This window comes from Ornithinimicrobium pulveris, assembly GCF_050261105.1.
Classification (GTDB): Bacteria; Actinomycetota; Actinomycetes; order Actinomycetales; family Dermatophilaceae; genus Ornithinicoccus.
Map to the genome: position 1 here is coordinate 1879922 of NZ_CP189837.1, position 17186 is coordinate 1897107.

Consider the following 17186-nt stretch of genomic DNA (forward strand, 5'->3'; position numbering starts at 1 on the left):
CGCGTCCAGTGGCCCGCTGGGGCGACACCACGCGCGTCCAGTGGCCCGCTGGGGCGACACCACGCGCGTTCGGTGGGAAAGCATGGCACGACGAAGGAGGGCCCCGGGGCAGTTGCCCCGGGGCCCTCCTCGTGACGGGAGTCGATCAGTTGGTGCGGACCGGCTCGTTGTCGGAGTTGAACTCGAAGATGCCGATGGTGGCCTCGGTCGGGTCACCGTTCTCGTCGAAGGTGATCGGGCCGGACGGGCCGTCCCAGTCCACGACGCCACCGTCGATGATGATCTGCGCGGCCTCGGCGAAGTCGGTCACCTTCTGACCGCCACCGGAACCACCGGAGACCTCCTGCATCTTGCTGGCCATGTCGGAACCCTCGGTGGAGTCGGCAGCCATCGCGGCCAGCGCGGCGAGGATCACGGCGTCGTAGGACTCGGCCGCGTAGTTCCAGTCGCGCAGCTCGTTGTTGCCCTCGGCGGTCCACGCCTCGTTCAGCTTGTCGCGGAAGTCGTCACCCAGGTCCGGGCCGGGCGTGGTGCCCTTGGAGCCCTCGAGCAGACCCTCGTCGAAGTCCTCGCTGTAGTCGGCCAGGTTGCCGTCCACCAGGTAGAGGTTGCCGGTGTCGAAGCCAGCGGCGTTCAGGGCCGGAGCGATGGTCTTGATCTCATCGAAGGTGATCAGAGCCAGGGCGTCGGGGTTCTGCGCCATCACCGAGCTGATCTGCGCGTCGAACGTGGTGTCACCGGCGTTGTAGGACTCGGAGACGACGACGCTGCCACCAGCGGCCTCGAAGGTCTCGGTCAGCGCGGCCTCCAGGCCGGTGCCGTAGGCGTCGTTGAGGTAGATGATGCCCAGGTTCTGCACACCGTCCTCGGCGATCAGGTTGCCGAGCACCTCACCCTGGAGCAGGTCCGAGGGTGCCGTGCGGAAGTACAGACCGTCATCCGGCCAGTCGGTGAAGTCCGGCGAGGTGTTGGCCGGGGAGATCATCAGCACCCCAGCACCCACGACCTCGTCGATGAACAGCTTCGACACACCGGAGGATGCCGCACCGACGATGACGTTCACGCCGGCGTTGAGCAACTGGGGAACGGTGGTGGCGTAGGCGCGGTTGTCAGCGTCACCGGAGTCGCCGTAGGTGACGTTGACGGTGATGCCCGCGTCCGCCTCGTTGATCTCCTTGACCGCCAGCGCGACACCCGCCTCCTCGGGCGGCCCGAGGAAGGCCAGCGCACCGGTCTGGGGCAGAACGGTGCCGACCTCGAGGGTCAGGTCCCGCTCGCCAGCCTGGCCGGAGGCCTCCTCCTGGTCGCCACCAGCAGCGGGGGACTCGGTGGTGCCGCCTTCGTCGGCAGGCTCCGTGGCGCCGTTGTCGCCATTACCGCCACCATTGCAGGCGGCCAGGATCAGGCTCGTGGCCGCGACCGCTGCCAGGCCGCGCACGGCCCCGCTGCCGCGTCGACGGAGAGTGGTTGAGCTCATGTTGCTCCTCATGGGTACGGGTGGCAGCCACGATGCCGCCACGGGTGTGCCCTGAACGTAAAGGGCGGCCCATCGGATGACAAGCATTCGCGGGCAGATTCGTGCGGATCGTTCCCCATTCGTTATCTGGGGTGATGGAGCTGTCACCGCCACCGTGGTCGCCCCGACATCGCCGCCCTTCTAATGAGCGGCGTCGTGCCAGCTGCGCCCGACCCCGACGCTGACGTCGAGCGGGACGTCGAGGTCAGCCGCTGCGCCCATCTGCTCCCGCACGATCTGCTCGACCTGCTCGGCCTCACCGGACGCGATCTCCAGGACCAGCTCGTCGTGCACCTGCAGCAGCATGCGTGAGCGCACCCCGGCCTCCCGCAGCGCCTCCTCCGTGCGCAGCATCGCCACCTTGATGAGGTCGGCCGCCGAGCCCTGGATGGGGGCGTTCAGCGCCATCCGCTCAGCCATCTCACGCCGCTGCCGGTTGTCGCTCGTCAGGTCCGGCAGATGGCGACGCCGCCCGAGGATGGTCTCGGTGAAGCCGGTGCGGCGAGCCTCGGCCACGATATCGCGCAGGTAGTCACGCACGCCGCCGAAGCGCTCGAAGTACTCCTCCATCAGCTCCTTCGCCTCGGCCGTGGAGATCCCGAGCTGCTTGGACAGGCCGAAGGCCGACAGCCCGTAGGCCAGGCCATAGCTCATCGCCTTGACCTTGGCCCGCATCTCCACGGTGACGTCCTCGGGCTGGACACCGAAGACGCGCGAGCCGACGAAGCGGTGCAGGTCCTCCCCGGTGCGGAAAGCCTCGATCAGGCCCTCGTCCCCGGACAGGTGGGCCATGATCCTCATCTCGATCTGGCTGTAGTCCGCCGACATCAGCGACTCAAACCCACCAGCACCGCCGGCGCCCTCACCGCCCACCACGAAGACCTCCCGCAGTCGGCGCCCCTCCTCGGTGCGGATCGGGATGTTCTGCAGGTTGGGCTCGGTCGAGCTCAGCCGTCCGGTGGCGGCGATCGTCTGCTGATAGGTGGTGTGGATCCGGCCGTCATCGGCGACCGAACGGATCAGCCCCTCGGCGGTGATGCGCAGCCGAGTCTTGTCGCGGTGACGCAGCAGCGCCTCGAGGAAGGGGTGCTCGGTCTGGGCATACAGGCCAGCCAGTGCGTCGGCGTCAGTGGTGTAGCCGGTCTTGGTCCGCCGGGTCTTGGGCAGCTCCAATTTCTCGAAGAGCACCACCTGCAGCTGCTTGGGAGAACCCAGGTTGACGGTGTCGTCCCCGATCGCCTCCCAGGCATCCTGCTGGGCCTCCTGCATCGCGGTCGCGAACTCACCCTCCAGCCGCTCCAGCGCCTCAAGATCGACGGCGATCCCGACCTGCTCCATCCGGCGCAGCACGCCGACCAGCGGCAACTCCACCTCAGTGAGCAGGTGGCGCTCCTGCTCGTCCGCGAGCTCCTCATCCAGGGCGTCAGCCAGGTCGTGGACGGCACGCGCATGCACCATCGCCGAGCGAGCCTCGGAGCGGTCGGCCTCGTCGTCGTCGAAACTCAGGTCCAGGGTGCCCTGCGCGGCCGGTTCGTCATCGAGGCGCAACTCCCGGCGCAGATAGCGCAGCGACAGGTCCGCCAGGTCGTAGGAGCGCTGGTCCGGACGCACCAGGTAGGCCGCCAGGGCGGTGTCGCTGACCACGCCCTCCACCGGCAGCCCACGCGCCTCGAGAGAGGCGATCTGGCCCTTGCCGTCGTGCAGGGCCTTGGGGCGGGCAGGATCGGCCAGGTAGCCGGCCAACGCGCTCTCGTCCGCCGGCTCCAGGGCCCCCGGGTCACCGAGGTCCACGTATGCCGCGTGCTCGGCTCCCGCGATCCCGATCCCGGTGGCTTCGCCCGGGCCGGCCGGGGTCCGGGGCGCGGCGTGGACGACCAGCGCGGTCCGCTCCCCTGCCGAGGCGTGCTGCTCCAGCCAGGCGGACACCTCGCCCGCGCCCAGGCGCTGACCCACGACGTCGATGCCCTCCTCGGCCTCGGACTCTGCGGAGTCCAGGGTGGCGAATAACCGGTCCCGCAGGACCCGGAACTCCAGGCCGTCAAAGACCCGGTGCACCTCTTCGCGGTCCCAGCCCTTCATCGCCAGATCCGCCACGCTCACCGGCAGCTCGACATCGCCGACGAGCTGGTTCAGCCGCCGGTTGCGCAGCACCTGGTCCAGGTGGTCGCGGGTGGCCTGACCGGCCTTGCCGGTGAGCTTGTCGACGTTGTCCACGATCCCCGACAGATCGCCATACAGACCCAGCCACTTGGCGGCCGTCTTGGGCCCGACCCCGGGGACGCCAGGCAGGTTGTCCGAGCTCTCCCCCACCAGCGCCGCGAGGTCGCTGTAGCGCTCCGGCGTGACGAGGTACTTCTCCTCGACCGCCGTCGGATCCATCCGCCAGGTCTCAGACACGCCGCGGACCGGGTAGAGCAGCAGCGTCTTCTCATCCACGAGTTGGAGCGCGTCCCGGTCTCCCGACAGGATGACCACCTCCATCCCCTCCGCCCGGGCCTGCCCGGTGAGGGTGGCGATGATGTCATCCGCCTCGAAGCCCTCCACCTCGACGTGGGTGATGCGCAGGGCGTCCAGCACCTCCTTGACCAGATCCACCTGGCCCTTGAACTCCGACGGGGTGCTGGCCCTGCCCGCCTTGTACTCGGCATACTCCTGGGTCCGGAAGGTCTGCCGGGAGCGGTCGAAGGCGACTGCGAGGTGGGTGGGCGCCTCGTCCCGGAGCACGTTGATCAGCATCGAGGTGAAGCCGTAGACCGCGTTGGTGCTTTGGCCGGTGGTCGTGGAGAAGTTCTCCACCGGCAGCGCGTAGAAGGCTCGGTAGGCCAGCGAATGTCCGTCCAGCAGCAGCAGTCGACTCACGCATGGCAGCCTATGTCCCGTGACCGACAGACCTGAAGCCCCGCCCGTCACTCGTCTCGAGGACCTCCCGTTCGACGCCTCCGGCACGCTCTCCGAGCGGATGGGTATGGAGATTCTCCAGGCCAGCGCCGAACGCACCGTGGCCCGGATGCCGGTCGAGGGCAACACCCAGCCCTACGGGCTGCTCCACGGTGGCGCCTCCGCCGCCCTCGCGGAGACCGTGGGCTCGATCGCCGCTGCCCTCCACGCGGGTCCCGATCGGATCGCCGTCGGGGTGGATCTGAACGCGACCCACCACCGTGCGGTGAGGGAAGGCTGGGTGACCGGCGTGGCCACGCCGTTGTCGCTCGGGCGGTCCGTCGCCTGTTACGAGGTCGTGGTGAGCGATGAGCAGGAGCGTCGGGTGTGCACCGCCCGGCTGACCTGCGCACTGCGGGACCGAGCCCCCGGACGCTGAGCGGGCCGTACTCTTCGGCCATGGATGGAGCCTTCCCCGGGCTGGGGACCGTCATCAACGTCGTCGCCGTCATCGGTGGATCGATCATCGGGATCCTGGCCGGGCACCGGCTGCCCGAGCGGGTCCGGGACGTGGTGACCGACTGCCTGGGCCTGGTGACCCTCCTCGTAGCCGTCCTGTCGGCCCTCGAGGTGACCTCCCCCGCCCTGCGCGAGGCGGTCGGTCAGGGCGTCCCCGTGCTCATTGTCCTGGGCAGCCTGCTCATCGGCGGCATCACCGGATCGCTCCTGCGGATCGAGGAACGCCTGGAACGCCTCGCCGGGAACGTGCAGCGACTCGTCTCGCGGCTGGGCGGGCGCACCGAGCGTGGCCATGCTGCGCGGGAGCGGTTCATCGAGGGATGGCTGACCGCCTCATTGCTCTTCTGCGTCGGTCCGCTGACGGTGCTGGGATCGCTCTCGGACGGGCTGGGCCTGGGGATCGACCAGCTGGCCCTGAAGTCGGCGCTGGACTTCTTCGCCTCCCTCGCCTTCGCGTCCACCTTCGGGATCGGCGTGCTCTTCTCCGCCGTGTCGGTAGCCGTCGTCCAGGGTGGGCTGACCGTCGTGGGCGTCACGCTGGGCGAGGTGGCCTCGGAGGCGCACGTCGCCGCACTCACCGCTGTCGGTGGGCTGCTGCTGGTCGGGATCGCCCTGCGGCTGCTCCGGATCCGGCAGATCCCGGTCGGTGACCTGCTGCCGGCGCTCGTGGTGGCACCGATCCTGGTCTCGGTGGTGGCCCAACTCCGCTGACGGTTCGCCCGTCTGACGGTGCCAGCGGCCTGGCGCTGCCCGCAGCCTGACGCTGACTACTTCTTGGCGGGCATCCCGGCGATGACTGCGTCGGCGACCTCGCGCATCGACAGGCGGCGGTCCATGGCGGCCTTCTGGATCCAGCGGAAGGCGTCGGCCTCGCTCAACTTGAGCTGGGTCATCAGCAGGCCCTTGGCCCGGTCCACGCGCTTACGGGTCTCGAAGCGTTCGCCGAGGTCGGCCACCTCGCTCTCCAGCGCCTTGCGCTCGGCCCAGCGGGCGCGGGCGATGTCGATCGCCGGGAGCACGTCAGCCGCGCTGAACGGCTTCACCACGTAGGACATGACGCCCGCATCTCGGGCTCGCTCGACGAGGTTCTTGTCACTGAAAGCGGTGAGCATCACCACCGGTGCCAGACCCTCTCGACCGATCTGCTCGGCCGCCGAGATGCCGTCCATCGTGGGCATCTTGATGTCCATCACGACGAGGTCGGGCTCGGTCTCTTTCACCAGCTCCACGGCCTGCTCGCCGTCGACGGCCTGGCCCACGATCTCGTGGCCGGCCTCGGTGAGCATCTCGGCCAGATCCATCCGGATCAGCGCCTCGTCCTCGGCGAGCACGATCCGCAGACCCTGCTCGGCAGCTCCACCGTCGGCGTCCTCGCCGGTCGGCTCGGTCGAGGTGGCGTCAGCGTCCGCAGGACGCTCCTTCTCGGCGACCTGCCCCTCGACCTGCTCCTCGGCGTCGCCCGGCTCGGAAGTCTGCGTCTTTGCATCGGTCACGGCGTCAGCCTATCTGTGTGTCATGGCCCCGGACCACCGCTGGTCAGGGGTTTGTTGTGCCGGGAGCGGGACTTGAACCCGCACGCCCTTTCGGGCAGAGCATTTTGAGTGCCCCGTGTCTGCCATTCCACCACCCCGGCGGGGGCTCGGACGAGCGAGTACAGCATACCGGCCCGTCCAGGTGGCCTCGTGCGCCCCGATGCGTGCCCCGCTGGGCGGGCTGTCTGGCGCCTCGTGCCCTTAGACCACGGGATCTGCCTGATAGGCCGGGGCCTGACCGAAGATCACGTCGCCGACGCGGTGCAGGCGCAGGGCGTTGGTGGTGCCCGAGACCCCGGGGGGCGAGCCGGCGACGATCACCACCAGGTCGCCGTGCTCGCACCGTCCCTCACGCAGCAACACCTCCTCGACCTGCTGCACCATCTGGTCGGTGTGCCAGACGAAGGGCACCAGGAAGGTCTCCACGCCCCACGTCAGCGCGAGCCGCGAGCGCGTGGCCTGCTCGGTCGTGAAGGCCAGCATCGGGGTCGCTGCGCGCATGCGCGCCATCCGGGTGGTGGTGTCACCAGAGCTGGTGAAGGTCACCATGAACTTGATGCCGTCCAGCGAGTCCGCCAGCGACAGGGCAGCTCGGGTGACCGCGCCGCCGGGCGTCTTGGGCTTGGTGGAGATCGGGGCGATCCGGTCCAGGCCGTGCTCCTCGGTGCTGGAGATGATGTCGGCCATCGTCTGAACCGCACGGATCGGCCAGGCGCCGACCGACGTCTCGCCGGAGAGCATGATGGCGTCGGCGCCGTCCAGGACCGCGTTGGCGCAGTCGCTGGCCTCAGCGCGTGTGGGGCGCGGGTTCTCGATCATCGACTCCAGCACCTGCGTCGCGACGATGACCGGCTTGGCCTTCTCGCGACACTTCTGGATGGCGTCCTTCTGCACGAGCGGGACCTGCTCGAGCGGCAGCTCCACACCGAGGTCACCGCGGGCCACCATCACTCCGTCGAAGGCATCGATGATCTCGTCGAGGTTCTCGACCGCCTGCGGCTTCTCGATCTTGGCGATGACGGGCAGCTTGCGCCCCTCCTCCTCCATGATCCGGTGCACCGGCTCGACGTCGGCAGCCGATCGGACGAAGGACAGCGCGATGAAGTCGACGCCGCTGCGGATGGCCCAGCGCAGGTCCTCTTCGTCCTTCTCCGACATCGCCGGGACACTCACCGCGGTACCGGGCAGGTTGATGCCCTTGTTGTTGGAGACGACGCCGCCGACGACGACCTCGGACCGAACGTCCTGGTCGTCGACGTGGGTGGCGCGCAGCATGACCTTGCCGTCATCGATGAGCAGGTCGTCACCGACGGCCACATCACCCGGCAGGCCCTTGTAGGTGGTGCCGACCTCGTGCTGATCACCAGGGACGTCCCGGTTGGTGATGGTGAAGACGTCGCCGGGGGCCAGCGTGACCGGCCCAGAGGCGAAGGTGGTGGTACGGATCTTGGGGCCCTGCAGGTCCGCGAGCACCGCCACAGCGTGACCCACCGTGTCACCGGCGCGACGGACGCTCATATAGCGCTCGTAGTGCTCCTCGTGGCTGCCGTGGGAGAGGTTGAGGCGGGCGACGTCCATGCCAGCCTCGACGAGCGCGGTGATCTGCTCTTCGGAGGCGGTGGCGGGACCCAGGGTGCACACGATCTTGGCTCGACGCATGACACCAAGCCTAATGCTCCCAGCGACCTCCGCGGACCTCGACTGCCATTACGTCACCTCACGCTGTGCAGCCCGCACGAGCACGCGTTAAGGAGCCCCACACGCAGAGGTTCCAGCACACAGGTTCCAGCAGGTCCAGCGCGCTCCTTCCAGCGGGATGCGCGGGTGCGCGATCAGGAGTGCGTCGCGAGGACCGTGTCCACGTCGATCGTGCGCTCCATCAGGCCGCGCATCTCGTCGTCACTGATCTGCGTGCCGTTGACGAACATCCGCGGGGTCCCGGTGACGCCGTCCTGGTTGGCCCGCTGCTGCATGTCGTCCACGTAGTCCTGGTAGGGCCGCTCGGCGACACACGAGGAGAAGGTGTCGAGGTCGCCACCGGTGATGCCGGCGGCCTCGCCGGTCGCGACGAGCTGCTCATCGCTCCAACCCTGGCCTTCCTGCGGTTGGGCGGTATACAGGTCCTGGTAGAAGGGCAGGAAGGCCCCGGCGTCGTCGGCGCAGAGGGCTGCGTTGGCTGCCCGCGCCGAGTTCTCCCCCGCGATCCGGCCGTCCAGGAAGGACATCAGGGTGACGGTGAGATTGACCTCCCCGGCCTCCACCTTCTGCTCCAACTCCTCCCCTACGGCCACCTCGAGGTCACCGCAGAACGGGCACTGGAAATCGCCATAGACATGGACCTGGGTGACCCCGTCGCCGGCATCCACACCTGGCCCGGAGCTGATGCCCCCACCCTGGCTGAGCGCGTTGGCGCTGCCGCTCGACTCCAGCGAGTCGCCGCTACGGATCGCCAGCCAGACCAGCACGCCGATCAGCGCAACGACCAGCACCACGACGCCGCCGATCAGGGCCGACGACGGTCCCTGGCTGACGGGCTTGACCTCGGGGGCGGGCGGACGGGGCATGGGTGTCACGGTCCTTTCTGGAGCTGAGCATCGAGGGAGAAGGGGGTGCGCGGACGGATGACCAACCAGGCCGCGAGGGCGAGGAAGGCGATGTCGCGCAGGATGTCCAGAAGGTAGGTGGTCTCATCCGGATCCACCGGCCCCCCGGAGCCGAAACAGCCGCAGTCGATGGACAGGCCGCGCGCCCAGGCCGAGATGATGCCGCCGATGAACACGATCATCAGCACGCCGGTCGCAGCGGCAGCCCACCGGGTGAGCAGCCCGACAAGAAGGAGCAGACCGAGGGCGATCTCGACGATGGGGAGCATCACCCCGATGAAGCGAGCCAGGTCATAGCTGAACAACTCGTACGCGAGCACGTTCTGGGTCGAGCCGGTCAGATCGGTGATCTTCACCCAGCCCGCGACGAGCAGCACACCGGCCAGCACGGCGCGAGCGAGCAGGCCGACCAGGTCCGGCGCCGACCAGCGTGTCCTCACCGTCGCACGCCCTCCGCGAGCTCCTCGGTCAGCCGGGTCAACTCGGCCAGCGAGCGGTCGGCGCCCAGGGCGCGCACCAGGGCCGACCCCACGATCACGCCGTCGGCGAAGGAGGCGACCTCGGCCGCCTGCGCCCCGGTGCTCACGCCCAGGCCGACGCACAGGGGCAGCTCGGTCACGGCCCGAGTCCGCTTCACCAGATCGGGGGCGCCCTGACCGACCTGGGCACGCGTACCGGTGACCCCCATCGTGGAGGCGACGTAGACAAATCCCCGGCACGCCTCCGCGGTCATCCGCAGTCGCTCGTCGCCCGAGCTCGGCGCGACCAGGAAGATCGGGGCGAGGCCATGTGCGTCGGCCGCGCTGCGCCATACCTGGGCCTCGTCGGGGATCAGGTCCGGGGTGATCAGACCAGCGCCGCCCGCGTCCGCGAGCTCGGCGGCGAACTGGTCGATCCCGTGCCGGAGGATCGGGTTGTAGTAGGACATGACCACGGGGACGGCGCCGGCCTCGCGCACCGAGGCGACAACGTCGAAGACCTGGGCCAGCCGGAAGCCGGCCTTCAGCGCCTCGGAGGCAGCCTGCTCGATGACCGGACCGTCCATCAACGGATCGGTGTAGGGGACGCCGACCTCGACCACATCGGCACCGGCCTCGGCGACAGCCCGGACCGCCTGCACGGAGGTCTCCAGGTCGGGATAGCCCGCGGGGAGGTAGGCAACCAGCGCCGCCCGGCCCTCGGACCGGGTGCGCGTGAAGAGCTCGTCCAGAGCGTTCACCAGCCGCTCCCTTCCGCCTCGGCGACGGGTGCATCCGCCTTGAGCTGCTCGGCCTCGACGAGCTCCTCCCCGTCCACCAGCCCGAACCACCGGGCCGCGGTGTCCACGTCCTTGTCGCCGCGACCGGAGAGGTTCACCAGGACGAGCGGCTGCTCGATGCCGGCCTCGGTGAGCTCACGCCCGACCCGCACGGCGCCGGCCAGCGCGTGCGCGCTCTCGATCGCCGGGATGATGCCCTCGGTGCGGCAGAGCAGGGCGAAGGCGTCCATCGCTTCGGCGTCGGTCACCGGTGCGTAGCGCGCGCGGCCGCTGTCGTGCAGGAAGGAGTGCTCGGGACCCACGCTGGGATAGTCCAGTCCGGCCGAGACCGAGTGGGTCTCCAGGGTCTGGCCGTCCTCGTCCTGCAGCACGTAGGACGCGGCCCCGTGCAGCACCCCCGGCGAGCCGCCGGAGAAGCGCGCGGCGTGTCGGCCGGTGCCGACACCTTCGCCGCCGGCCTCGAAGCCGTGCAGCTGGACCGCGTCGTCCTCGCGGAAGGCGTGGAAGATGCCCATGGCGTTGGAGCCGCCCCCGACGCAGGCGCACACGGCGTCCGGCAGCCGGCCGGTGCGCTCCAGGATCTGCGCCCTGGCCTCCTGCCCGATCACCGCGTGGAAGTCACGCACCATGGTCGGGAAGGGGTGGGGGCCGGTCACGGTGCCGAGCAGGTAGTGGGTATGGTCGACATGCGTGACCCAGTCGCGCATCGCCTCATTGATCGCGTCCTTGAGGGTCGCGCTCCCGGTGGCGACCGGCACGACCTCAGCGCCCAGGAGTTTCATCCGCGCGACATTGAGCGCCTGGCGCCGGGTGTCGACCTCGCCCATGTAGACCGTGCACTCCAGCCCGAGCAGTGCAGCGGCGGTCGCGGTCGCGACGCCGTGCTGACCGGCTCCAGTCTCGGCGATGACGCGGCGCTTGCCCATCCGCGCGGTCAGCAGCGCCTGCCCGAGCACGTTGTTGATCTTGTGCGATCCGGTGTGGTTGAGGTCCTCGCGCTTGAGGAAGACCCGGGCGGCACCCGCGTGCTCAGCGAAGCCCGGCACCTCGGTCAGCGGGGAGGGCCTGCCTGTGTAGTGCCGCTGCAGCCGGTCCAGCTCGGCACCGAAGTCGGGGTCGGCCATCGCCTCGGTCCAGGCCTGCTCGAGCTCCTCGAGGGCTGCGACGAGGGCTTCCGGGACGTAGCGCCCGCCGTAGTCACCGAAACGGCCGGTCACGCACGACCACCACCGGCACGGTGCGGGTCGGCGTGCACCGCGGGGTGCGAGCCCACGGCGACCAGCTCTGCGACAGCCTCCCGGGGACTGGCCCCGGTCACCAGTGCCTCGCCCACCAGCACGGCGTCCGCGCCAGCCTCGACGAAACTCACGACGTCAAGCGGACCTCGGACACCGGACTCGGCGACCCGGACGATCCCCTCGGGCATCGAGGGCGCCAGCCGAGCGAAGGTGCCGCGGTCCACCTCGAGGGTCCGCAGGTCACGGTTGTTGACGCCGACAATCCTGGCCCCGGCCGCGAGGGCACGCTCCAACTCCGGCTCGTCGTGCACCTCCACGAGGGCGTGCATGCCGAGGGATTCGATGCGCTCCAGCAGCCCGATCAGGACCTCCTGCGGCAGGGCCGCCACGATGAGCAGGACGAGGTCCGCCCCATGGGCCCGGGCCTCCCACACCTGGTAGGGGTCGACGACGAAGTCCTTGCGCAGGACCGGGACGTCGACGCGAGCGCGGACGGCGTCCAGGTCGGCCAGCGATCCGCCGAAGCGCCGCCCTTCGGTCAGCACGCTGATCACCGACGCTCCACCCTCGGCGTAGTCGGCGGCCAGGGCTGCCGGGTCAGCGATGGCCGCCAGCGCACCCTTGCTCGGGCTGCTGCGCTTGACCTCGGCGATGACGTGCAGGCCTGGGGCCCGCAGCGCCCGCCAGGCATCACGGGCGGGCGGGGCCGCCTGCGCGCGCTCGCGGACGTCCTCCAGGGACAGGGCTGCGCGGCGCTGCGTCAGGTCCTCGCGCACCCCGCTGATGATCTCGTCCAGAACCGTCACCACCCCACCAGCCTAGGCGACCCGCACGGGTGCTCCGGACGGTGGGGTTGGTGACCGCAGACCCCTTCGGTCAGGCGGTGGCGCCGGAGCGCTCACGCCCTTCTCGGGCCTCCAGGGCAGCGCGCTCACGCTCCTTGCGGGCCTCCAGGCCCAAGGACGTGCGCGACAGGAGGTACCACACCAGCGAGCCCACGGGGAAGAGCACGACACCGGCCCAGAAGAGCCAGGCGGGGCCGAACACGGCGGCGAAGCAGGCGAGCGCCGTCGCCACGAACATCACCGCGATCCCGATCCAGGCCGCCGCGCTGTGGCCGTGGTCGTCGTCGTGCATTGTCTTCTCCTCGTGACGGTCTACTGCTGGAACTGATCCCATTCTGCCAGCAGCACCGTGCGGTGCAGGTCAGCGGTGTGCCGCGGGTCCATCGGTGGGGTCCTCCCCCGCACTCAGCCTCGACCACTGGTCGGCAGCCTCCCGCCGCCGCAGCTCGGCCTCGGGCAGGTTCGCTGAGGGCTGGGCGGACGCCCCGGCAAGGTCAGATCCTGCCTGCGGCGCTGGGCGGCTGCCCACGATCCGGAGCAGCCCCATCGCCCCGAGCAGCTGGACCACCGCCCCGACCAGGGCGACCCACACCCACCCCAGGCGGCTGGAGGAGACGATCCCGGCCGTCGAGTCGAGCTCGACGGCACCGGACATGGCCAGGAGGACCGAGGACAACGTCGCCACCGAGGCGATGGCGGTCAGACCCGCGGTGAACGCCCGCCCACGAGGCAGCCCGAGCGCGGCGAGGGTGGCGACCGTGGCCAGCAGGGCGGCCGCACCGCCCCAGGGCAGCACCGAGGATCCCGTATGCCGTTCGCGCACCCGGGGCGCGCCCGGCGCCGCCTCGACGACTGTGCTCAGCCACGGCTGGGTCGCGGCGAGCACGAAGAGCCCCGCTCCCAGGAGCACGAGCACGACGGAGGAGGTGCGTGCGCGCTGGCCTGGGGCGGTCTGGCTCACGCCCGCCCGCTCTGGTCCTGCTGCTGAGCAGCCCAGGAGGCGTGCATGCGCGTGTAGACGCCTCCGCCGTCGACGAGCTCGCGGTGCGGCCCGAGCTCGACGATCCGGCCCTTGTCCACGACCACGACGAGATCGGCCGCCTCCGCCGTCGAGAGCCGGTGGGCGATCGCGACCGAGGTCCGGCCACGCGTGAGGCCCTCCAGTGCCCGCTGGACCCGCACCTCGGTGGCGGGGTCGACCGCGCTCGTGGCCTCGTCGAGGACGAGCAGGTCGGGGTCGGCCAGGTAGGCCCGGGCGATCGCGACAAGTTGGCGCTCACCGGCGGACAACGACTCACCGCGCTGGCCGACCTGGGTGGCCAGCCCGTGCGGCAGCGACTCGACCCAGGCGTCCAGGCCGAGCTCGGTGATGGCCAGGTCGAGGTCCTCGTCGGTGGCCTCGGGGCGACCGAAGCGGATGTTCTCGGCCAGGTCCTCATCGAAGAGGAAGCCCTCCTGCGGGACCAGCACGACCCTGCGCCGCAGGGAGTCGAAGGCGATCTCCCGCAGGTCGACGCCGTCGAGCAGGACCCGGCCCCCGGCGGGATCCATCAGCCTCGTGAGCAGCTTGGCCATCGTGGTCTTGCCGGAACCGGTCTCCCCGACGATCGCCACCTTCAGGTGCGGCTGCAGGACGAGGTTCACGTCCTGCAGCACGGGCTCCCCGCCGGGATAGGCGAAGGACACGTCGTCGAACTCCACGGTGATCGGTCCGCGCTCCTGCCGCACTCCGTCCGGACCCGGGTCCGAGACGTCGGCCGGGGTGTCCACCACGCCGATCACGCGCCGCCAGCCGGCCACGGCGTTCTGCATCTCGTTGAGGATCTCGGTCGCCATCAGGACCGGCTGGGTGAAGAGGTTGACCAGGAAGAGGAAGGCCAGCAGCTCACCGAGGGTCAGGTGCCCCCGCGTGGCGAGCACCGTGCCCACCACCAGCACGATCGCGGTGGTGATGCCGGCGAAGGCCTGGCCCGAGGAGAAGGCCATCACCGAGCGGATCTGGGCCTTGACCGCTGCGCTCCGGTGCTCCTCGATCGCGCGGTCGATGCGGGCGGCGGTCCGGTCCTCGACCCCGTAGGCCCGGATGGTGACCGCACCGACGATGGCCTCGCTGATCGCCCCGAGCATGTTGCCGACCCGCTCGCGCACCAGGCCGTAGGCGCGGCCGAGCATCGGCTGGAAGCGCCGGATGAGCAGGGCCAACGGGATGAAGCACAGGTAGACCACCAGGGCCAGCGCCGGGCTGTAGATCAGCATCAGCACGGTCGCCAACATGATCTGGGCGGTGGAGATCAGCAGCATGAGGCCGCCGAACTGGACGAACATCGAGATCGTGTCGACGTCATTGGTGACGCGCGAGACCAGCGAGCCCCGACGCTCCGTGCTCTGGGTGAGCACCGACAGGTCGTGGATGTGCCGGAACGCCCGCAGGCGCAGCGTCGCCAGCCCCCGCTCGGCGGCGGTGAACAGCCTGACGTTGACGAAGAACTGGGCGATCGAGGTGATCAGCACGACACCTGCCGCGATCAGGATGGCGACGACGACGAAGTCGACGTCCACCCCGCCGGGCGCCATGATGCCGTGGTCGGTGGTCTGCTGGACCACGAACGGGATCAGGACCCGGCCCACGGTCGCCAGCACACCCAGGAGCACCGTGACGAGCAGCCCGGCACGCAGCTCAGGAGACAGCTCGAATCCTCGCCGCAGTGTGGCCAGCGTCCCGAGCTCGCCCTGACCGCCGATCCGGCTGCTGCCCGAGCGCTTCGGGTCCGTGTCCGGCGTGCTCATCGCTCCCCCTCCTCGGACGTCGCATCGGCCTGTGCGGTGGTGTCGGGCGACTCCTCGGAGCGCTCGACAGCGGCTCGCTCGGCCGCCTCCCGGGCATAGGCCTGGACCAGATCGGCATAACCCTGGCAACGCCGGACCAGCTCGTCGTGCGAGCCGCGGTCCACCACCCGTCCCTGCTCCACGTAGACCACCTCATCGGCGAGGAGGATGGTCGCCATCCGGTAGGCGACGACCAGGACCGACATGCCGTGGCTGGCTTCACGCAAGCCAGCCAGGATGGCCTGTTCCACCGAGGGATCCACCGCGCTGGTGGCATCGTCCAGGACGAGCAAGCGCGGGCGCCGCCAGACCGCTCGAGCGAGCGCGATCCGCTGCCGTTGACCACCGGAGAGCGTGCCACCGCGCTCCCCGATCACCGTGTCGAGGCCCTCCGGGAGGGCGGCGACGAAGCTGTCCGCCTGCGCGATCCGCAGCGCCTCCCAGACGGACTCGTCCACGCTGGGGTCGCTCTCGCCCTCGTTGCCCTCGTTGCCCTCGTTGCCCTCGTTGCCCTCGTTGCCCTCGTTGCCCAGGGTGACATTGCCCCGGACCGTGTCGTCGAACATGAAGGTCTGCTGTGCGACCAGGGTGGCGACGGCCGGGATCTCGCCGCGCGCCAGTTCGCGCACCTCGACCTCGTCCAGGCTGACCGTCCCCCCGTGCACATCGACCAACCGCAGCGCGAGGTTCGTCACCGTCGTCTTGCCGGACCCGGTCGGACCCACGAGCGCGATCGTCGCGCCCGGAGCCACCGTGAGATCGAGTTCATCGATCGCCGGGTTCTCCTCCCCCGGGTGCCGGTAGGTGACCCGGTCCAGCTCAGCCAGGGCCGGCTCCCCCTGGCGTGAGGCGCGGGCCTCGCCATACGACATACCGCCCTCGGCCTGCAGCACGTGCTGCACCCGGTCGTTGCCGACCACCGAGCGCGGGATCTCGGCGAGCACCCACCCGAGCGCGCGCACGGGGAAGGCGAGGATGGAGAACAGGTAGGCCATCTGCACCACGTCGGCGGCGCCAAGATCGCCGCTGGCCACCTGCCAGGTCCCTACCCCGAGCACCGCGAGGGTGCCGAGCGTGGGGATGGCCTCGATGACTGGTTCGAACGTGCCTCGGGTGCGACCGACCAGGATCAGGCTGTCCCGCAACTCGTGCGTCTTGGTGCGGAAGCGGGCGGTCTCCTCATCCTCCCGGCCCATCGCCTTGACGACCAGGCCCGCCTCGAAGGACTCGTGGGCGACCTGGGCCACCTCGGCGCGTAGTTGCTGGGCGCGGGTGATCCGCGGTGCCATGAAGCGCTGAAAGACCAGGTTCGCGGCGAACAGCCCCGGGAAGACGAGCAGGCCGATGAAGGCGAGGAAGGGGTCGACGAAGACCATCATCGTGCCGGCGATCACCAGCATAAAGATCACGCCGATCGCCATCGGCAGCGGGTTGAAGACCTGCCAGGTGGCCTCGATGTCCGCGTGCGCGTTGGACAGCAGCTGGCCCGACGGATGCGCGTGGTGCCAGGACAGCGGCAGCCGGAGGTACTGGCGGGTAACGTCCCTCCGGTTGCTCGCCTGCAGGTTGAAGCCGGCGATCGTGGCGTAGACGCGGCGCAGCACGACACCGATGACGTTGACGATCAGGACCAGGAACAGGACTCCGAAGATCAGCCAGAGCCCGGCGGCCGTCACGGTCCGCTCCAGCACGGCGGGCTCGATGACGGTGTCAGTGAGCCAGCCGATCGCGGCGGCGGTCCCGACCGTGGCTGCAGCCCACAGCACCGCGCCGACCACCGCGATGGCGAACGGCCTCGGCTGCTGACGGACACCGCCCCAGATGACCCGGAGGCCGCGGCGGAGCACCGCGCGGGTCGCGGTCGGTCGGGGAACCGGGGTGCTGGCGACGGACACGACGAGGCCGACCTTTCGACGGAGGTGGGTGTGTGCGGCAGGAGGCCGACCGTCCATTCTGCCACCACCCACCGACG

Annotated in this window: 15 protein-coding genes and 1 tRNA gene; 2 read left to right on the forward strand and 14 right to left on the reverse strand. The window is 70.0% G+C overall.

Translation table 11 applies throughout. The annotated features are described in order from the left end of the window. Positions 1–145 precede the first annotated feature (145 nt). Together ACQBAT_RS08725 and polA are read right to left on the reverse strand one after the other, a co-directional pair. Positions 146–1477, reverse strand: coding sequence for an ABC transporter substrate-binding protein (locus ACQBAT_RS08725; RefSeq protein ID WP_420747524.1), 1332 nt, complete (start codon positions 1475–1477; stop codon positions 146–148). 180 nt (positions 1478–1657) lie between these two features. Further along, on the reverse strand, positions 1658–4375 hold the full coding sequence (gene polA, locus ACQBAT_RS08730) for a DNA polymerase I (protein WP_420747525.1): 2718 nt from the start codon (positions 4373–4375) through the stop codon (positions 1658–1660). Between the two features lie 19 nt (positions 4376–4394). Here polA and ACQBAT_RS08735 point away from each other — a divergent pair, with 19 nt between their 5' ends. Both ACQBAT_RS08735 and ACQBAT_RS08740 read left to right on the forward strand, forming a co-directional pair. After that, positions 4395–4832 (forward strand): hotdog fold thioesterase, encoded by a 438-nt coding sequence (locus ACQBAT_RS08735; RefSeq protein ID WP_420747526.1) that lies wholly within the window; start codon positions 4395–4397, stop codon positions 4830–4832. 20 nt (positions 4833–4852) lie between these two features. After that, the gene (locus ACQBAT_RS08740; RefSeq protein ID WP_420747527.1) at positions 4853–5623 is read left to right on the forward strand and encodes a DUF554 domain-containing protein; all 771 of its coding nucleotides are present in this window, start codon (positions 4853–4855) and stop codon (positions 5621–5623) included. A 56-nt stretch (positions 5624–5679) separates the two neighbouring features. Here the strand turns inward: ACQBAT_RS08740 and ACQBAT_RS08745 are convergent, their stop codons facing one another. The 12 genes from ACQBAT_RS08745 to ACQBAT_RS08800 all read right to left on the reverse strand — a co-directional run bounded on the left by ACQBAT_RS08745 (position 5680) and on the right by ACQBAT_RS08800 (position 17109). Next, positions 5680–6213 (reverse strand): ANTAR domain-containing response regulator, encoded by a 534-nt coding sequence (locus tag ACQBAT_RS08745; protein WP_420747602.1) that lies wholly within the window; start codon positions 6211–6213, stop codon positions 5680–5682. A 249-nt stretch (positions 6214–6462) separates the two neighbouring features. Beyond that, positions 6463–6545, reverse strand: a tRNA-Leu gene (locus tag ACQBAT_RS08750). Between the two features lie 100 nt (positions 6546–6645). After that, entirely contained in the window at positions 6646–8103 is a 1458-nt protein-coding gene (gene pyk / locus ACQBAT_RS08755) for a pyruvate kinase (protein WP_420747528.1), read from the reverse strand. A gap of 173 nt (positions 8104–8276) precedes the next feature. After that, the gene (locus ACQBAT_RS08760) at positions 8277–9008 is read right to left on the reverse strand and encodes a DsbA family protein (protein WP_420747529.1); all 732 of its coding nucleotides are present in this window, start codon (positions 9006–9008) and stop codon (positions 8277–8279) included. Positions 9009–9013: 5 nt separating this feature from the next. Next, positions 9014–9487, reverse strand: coding sequence for a MauE/DoxX family redox-associated membrane protein (locus ACQBAT_RS08765; protein WP_420747530.1), 474 nt, complete (start codon positions 9485–9487; stop codon positions 9014–9016). Next, on the reverse strand, positions 9484–10266 hold the full coding sequence (trpA, locus tag ACQBAT_RS08770) for a tryptophan synthase subunit alpha (RefSeq protein WP_420747531.1): 783 nt from the start codon (positions 10264–10266) through the stop codon (positions 9484–9486). The genes ACQBAT_RS08765 and trpA overlap by 4 nt, the downstream gene beginning before the upstream one ends. Next, a complete protein-coding gene (gene trpB / locus ACQBAT_RS08775; RefSeq protein ID WP_420747532.1) occupies positions 10263–11522 on the reverse strand; it encodes a tryptophan synthase subunit beta in 1260 nt (419 codons plus the stop codon). The genes trpA and trpB overlap by 4 nt, the downstream gene beginning before the upstream one ends. Continuing rightward, a complete protein-coding gene (trpC, locus tag ACQBAT_RS08780; protein ID WP_420747533.1) occupies positions 11519–12352 on the reverse strand; it encodes an indole-3-glycerol phosphate synthase TrpC in 834 nt (277 codons plus the stop codon). The genes trpB and trpC overlap by 4 nt, the downstream gene beginning before the upstream one ends. A gap of 67 nt (positions 12353–12419) precedes the next feature. Continuing rightward, positions 12420–12680 carry an HGxxPAAW family protein gene (locus ACQBAT_RS08785; RefSeq protein ID WP_420747534.1) on the reverse strand — a complete coding sequence of 87 codons (261 nt, stop codon included), beginning with the start codon at positions 12678–12680 and terminating at the stop codon, positions 12420–12422. A 69-nt stretch (positions 12681–12749) separates the two neighbouring features. Then, entirely contained in the window at positions 12750–13349 is a 600-nt protein-coding gene (locus tag ACQBAT_RS08790) for a Trp biosynthesis-associated membrane protein (RefSeq protein ID WP_420747535.1), read from the reverse strand. Beyond that, a complete protein-coding gene (locus ACQBAT_RS08795) occupies positions 13346–15175 on the reverse strand; it encodes an ABC transporter ATP-binding protein (RefSeq protein ID WP_420747536.1) in 1830 nt (609 codons plus the stop codon). The genes ACQBAT_RS08790 and ACQBAT_RS08795 overlap by 4 nt, the downstream gene beginning before the upstream one ends. After that, a complete protein-coding gene (locus ACQBAT_RS08800; protein WP_420747537.1) occupies positions 15172–17109 on the reverse strand; it encodes an ABC transporter ATP-binding protein in 1938 nt (645 codons plus the stop codon). The genes ACQBAT_RS08795 and ACQBAT_RS08800 overlap by 4 nt, the downstream gene beginning before the upstream one ends. Positions 17110–17186 lie beyond the last annotated feature (77 nt).

What these genes read in the sequence shown, in the direction of transcription:
- ACQBAT_RS08740 (WP_420747527.1), top strand. Translation starts at nt 4,853, where the DNA reads ATGGATGGAGCCTTCCCCGGGCTGGGGACCGTCATCAACGTCGTCGCC.
- ACQBAT_RS08745 (WP_420747602.1), bottom strand. Translation starts at nt 6,213, where the DNA reads ATGGATCTGGCCGAGATGCTCACCGAGGCCGGCCACGAGATCGTGGGC.
- ACQBAT_RS08725 (WP_420747524.1), bottom strand. Translation starts at nt 1,477, where the DNA reads ATGAGCTCAACCACTCTCCGTCGACGCGGCAGCGGGGCCGTGCGCGGC.
- ACQBAT_RS08760 (WP_420747529.1), bottom strand. Translation starts at nt 9,008, where the DNA reads ATGCCCCGTCCGCCCGCCCCCGAGGTCAAGCCCGTCAGCCAGGGACCG.
- ACQBAT_RS08795 (WP_420747536.1), bottom strand. Translation starts at nt 15,175, where the DNA reads ATGAGCACGCCGGACACGGACCCGAAGCGCTCGGGCAGCAGCCGGATC.
- ACQBAT_RS08785 (WP_420747534.1), bottom strand. Translation starts at nt 12,680, where the DNA reads ATGCACGACGACGACCACGGCCACAGCGCGGCGGCCTGGATCGGGATC.
- pyk (WP_420747528.1), bottom strand. Translation starts at nt 8,103, where the DNA reads ATGCGTCGAGCCAAGATCGTGTGCACCCTGGGTCCCGCCACCGCCTCC.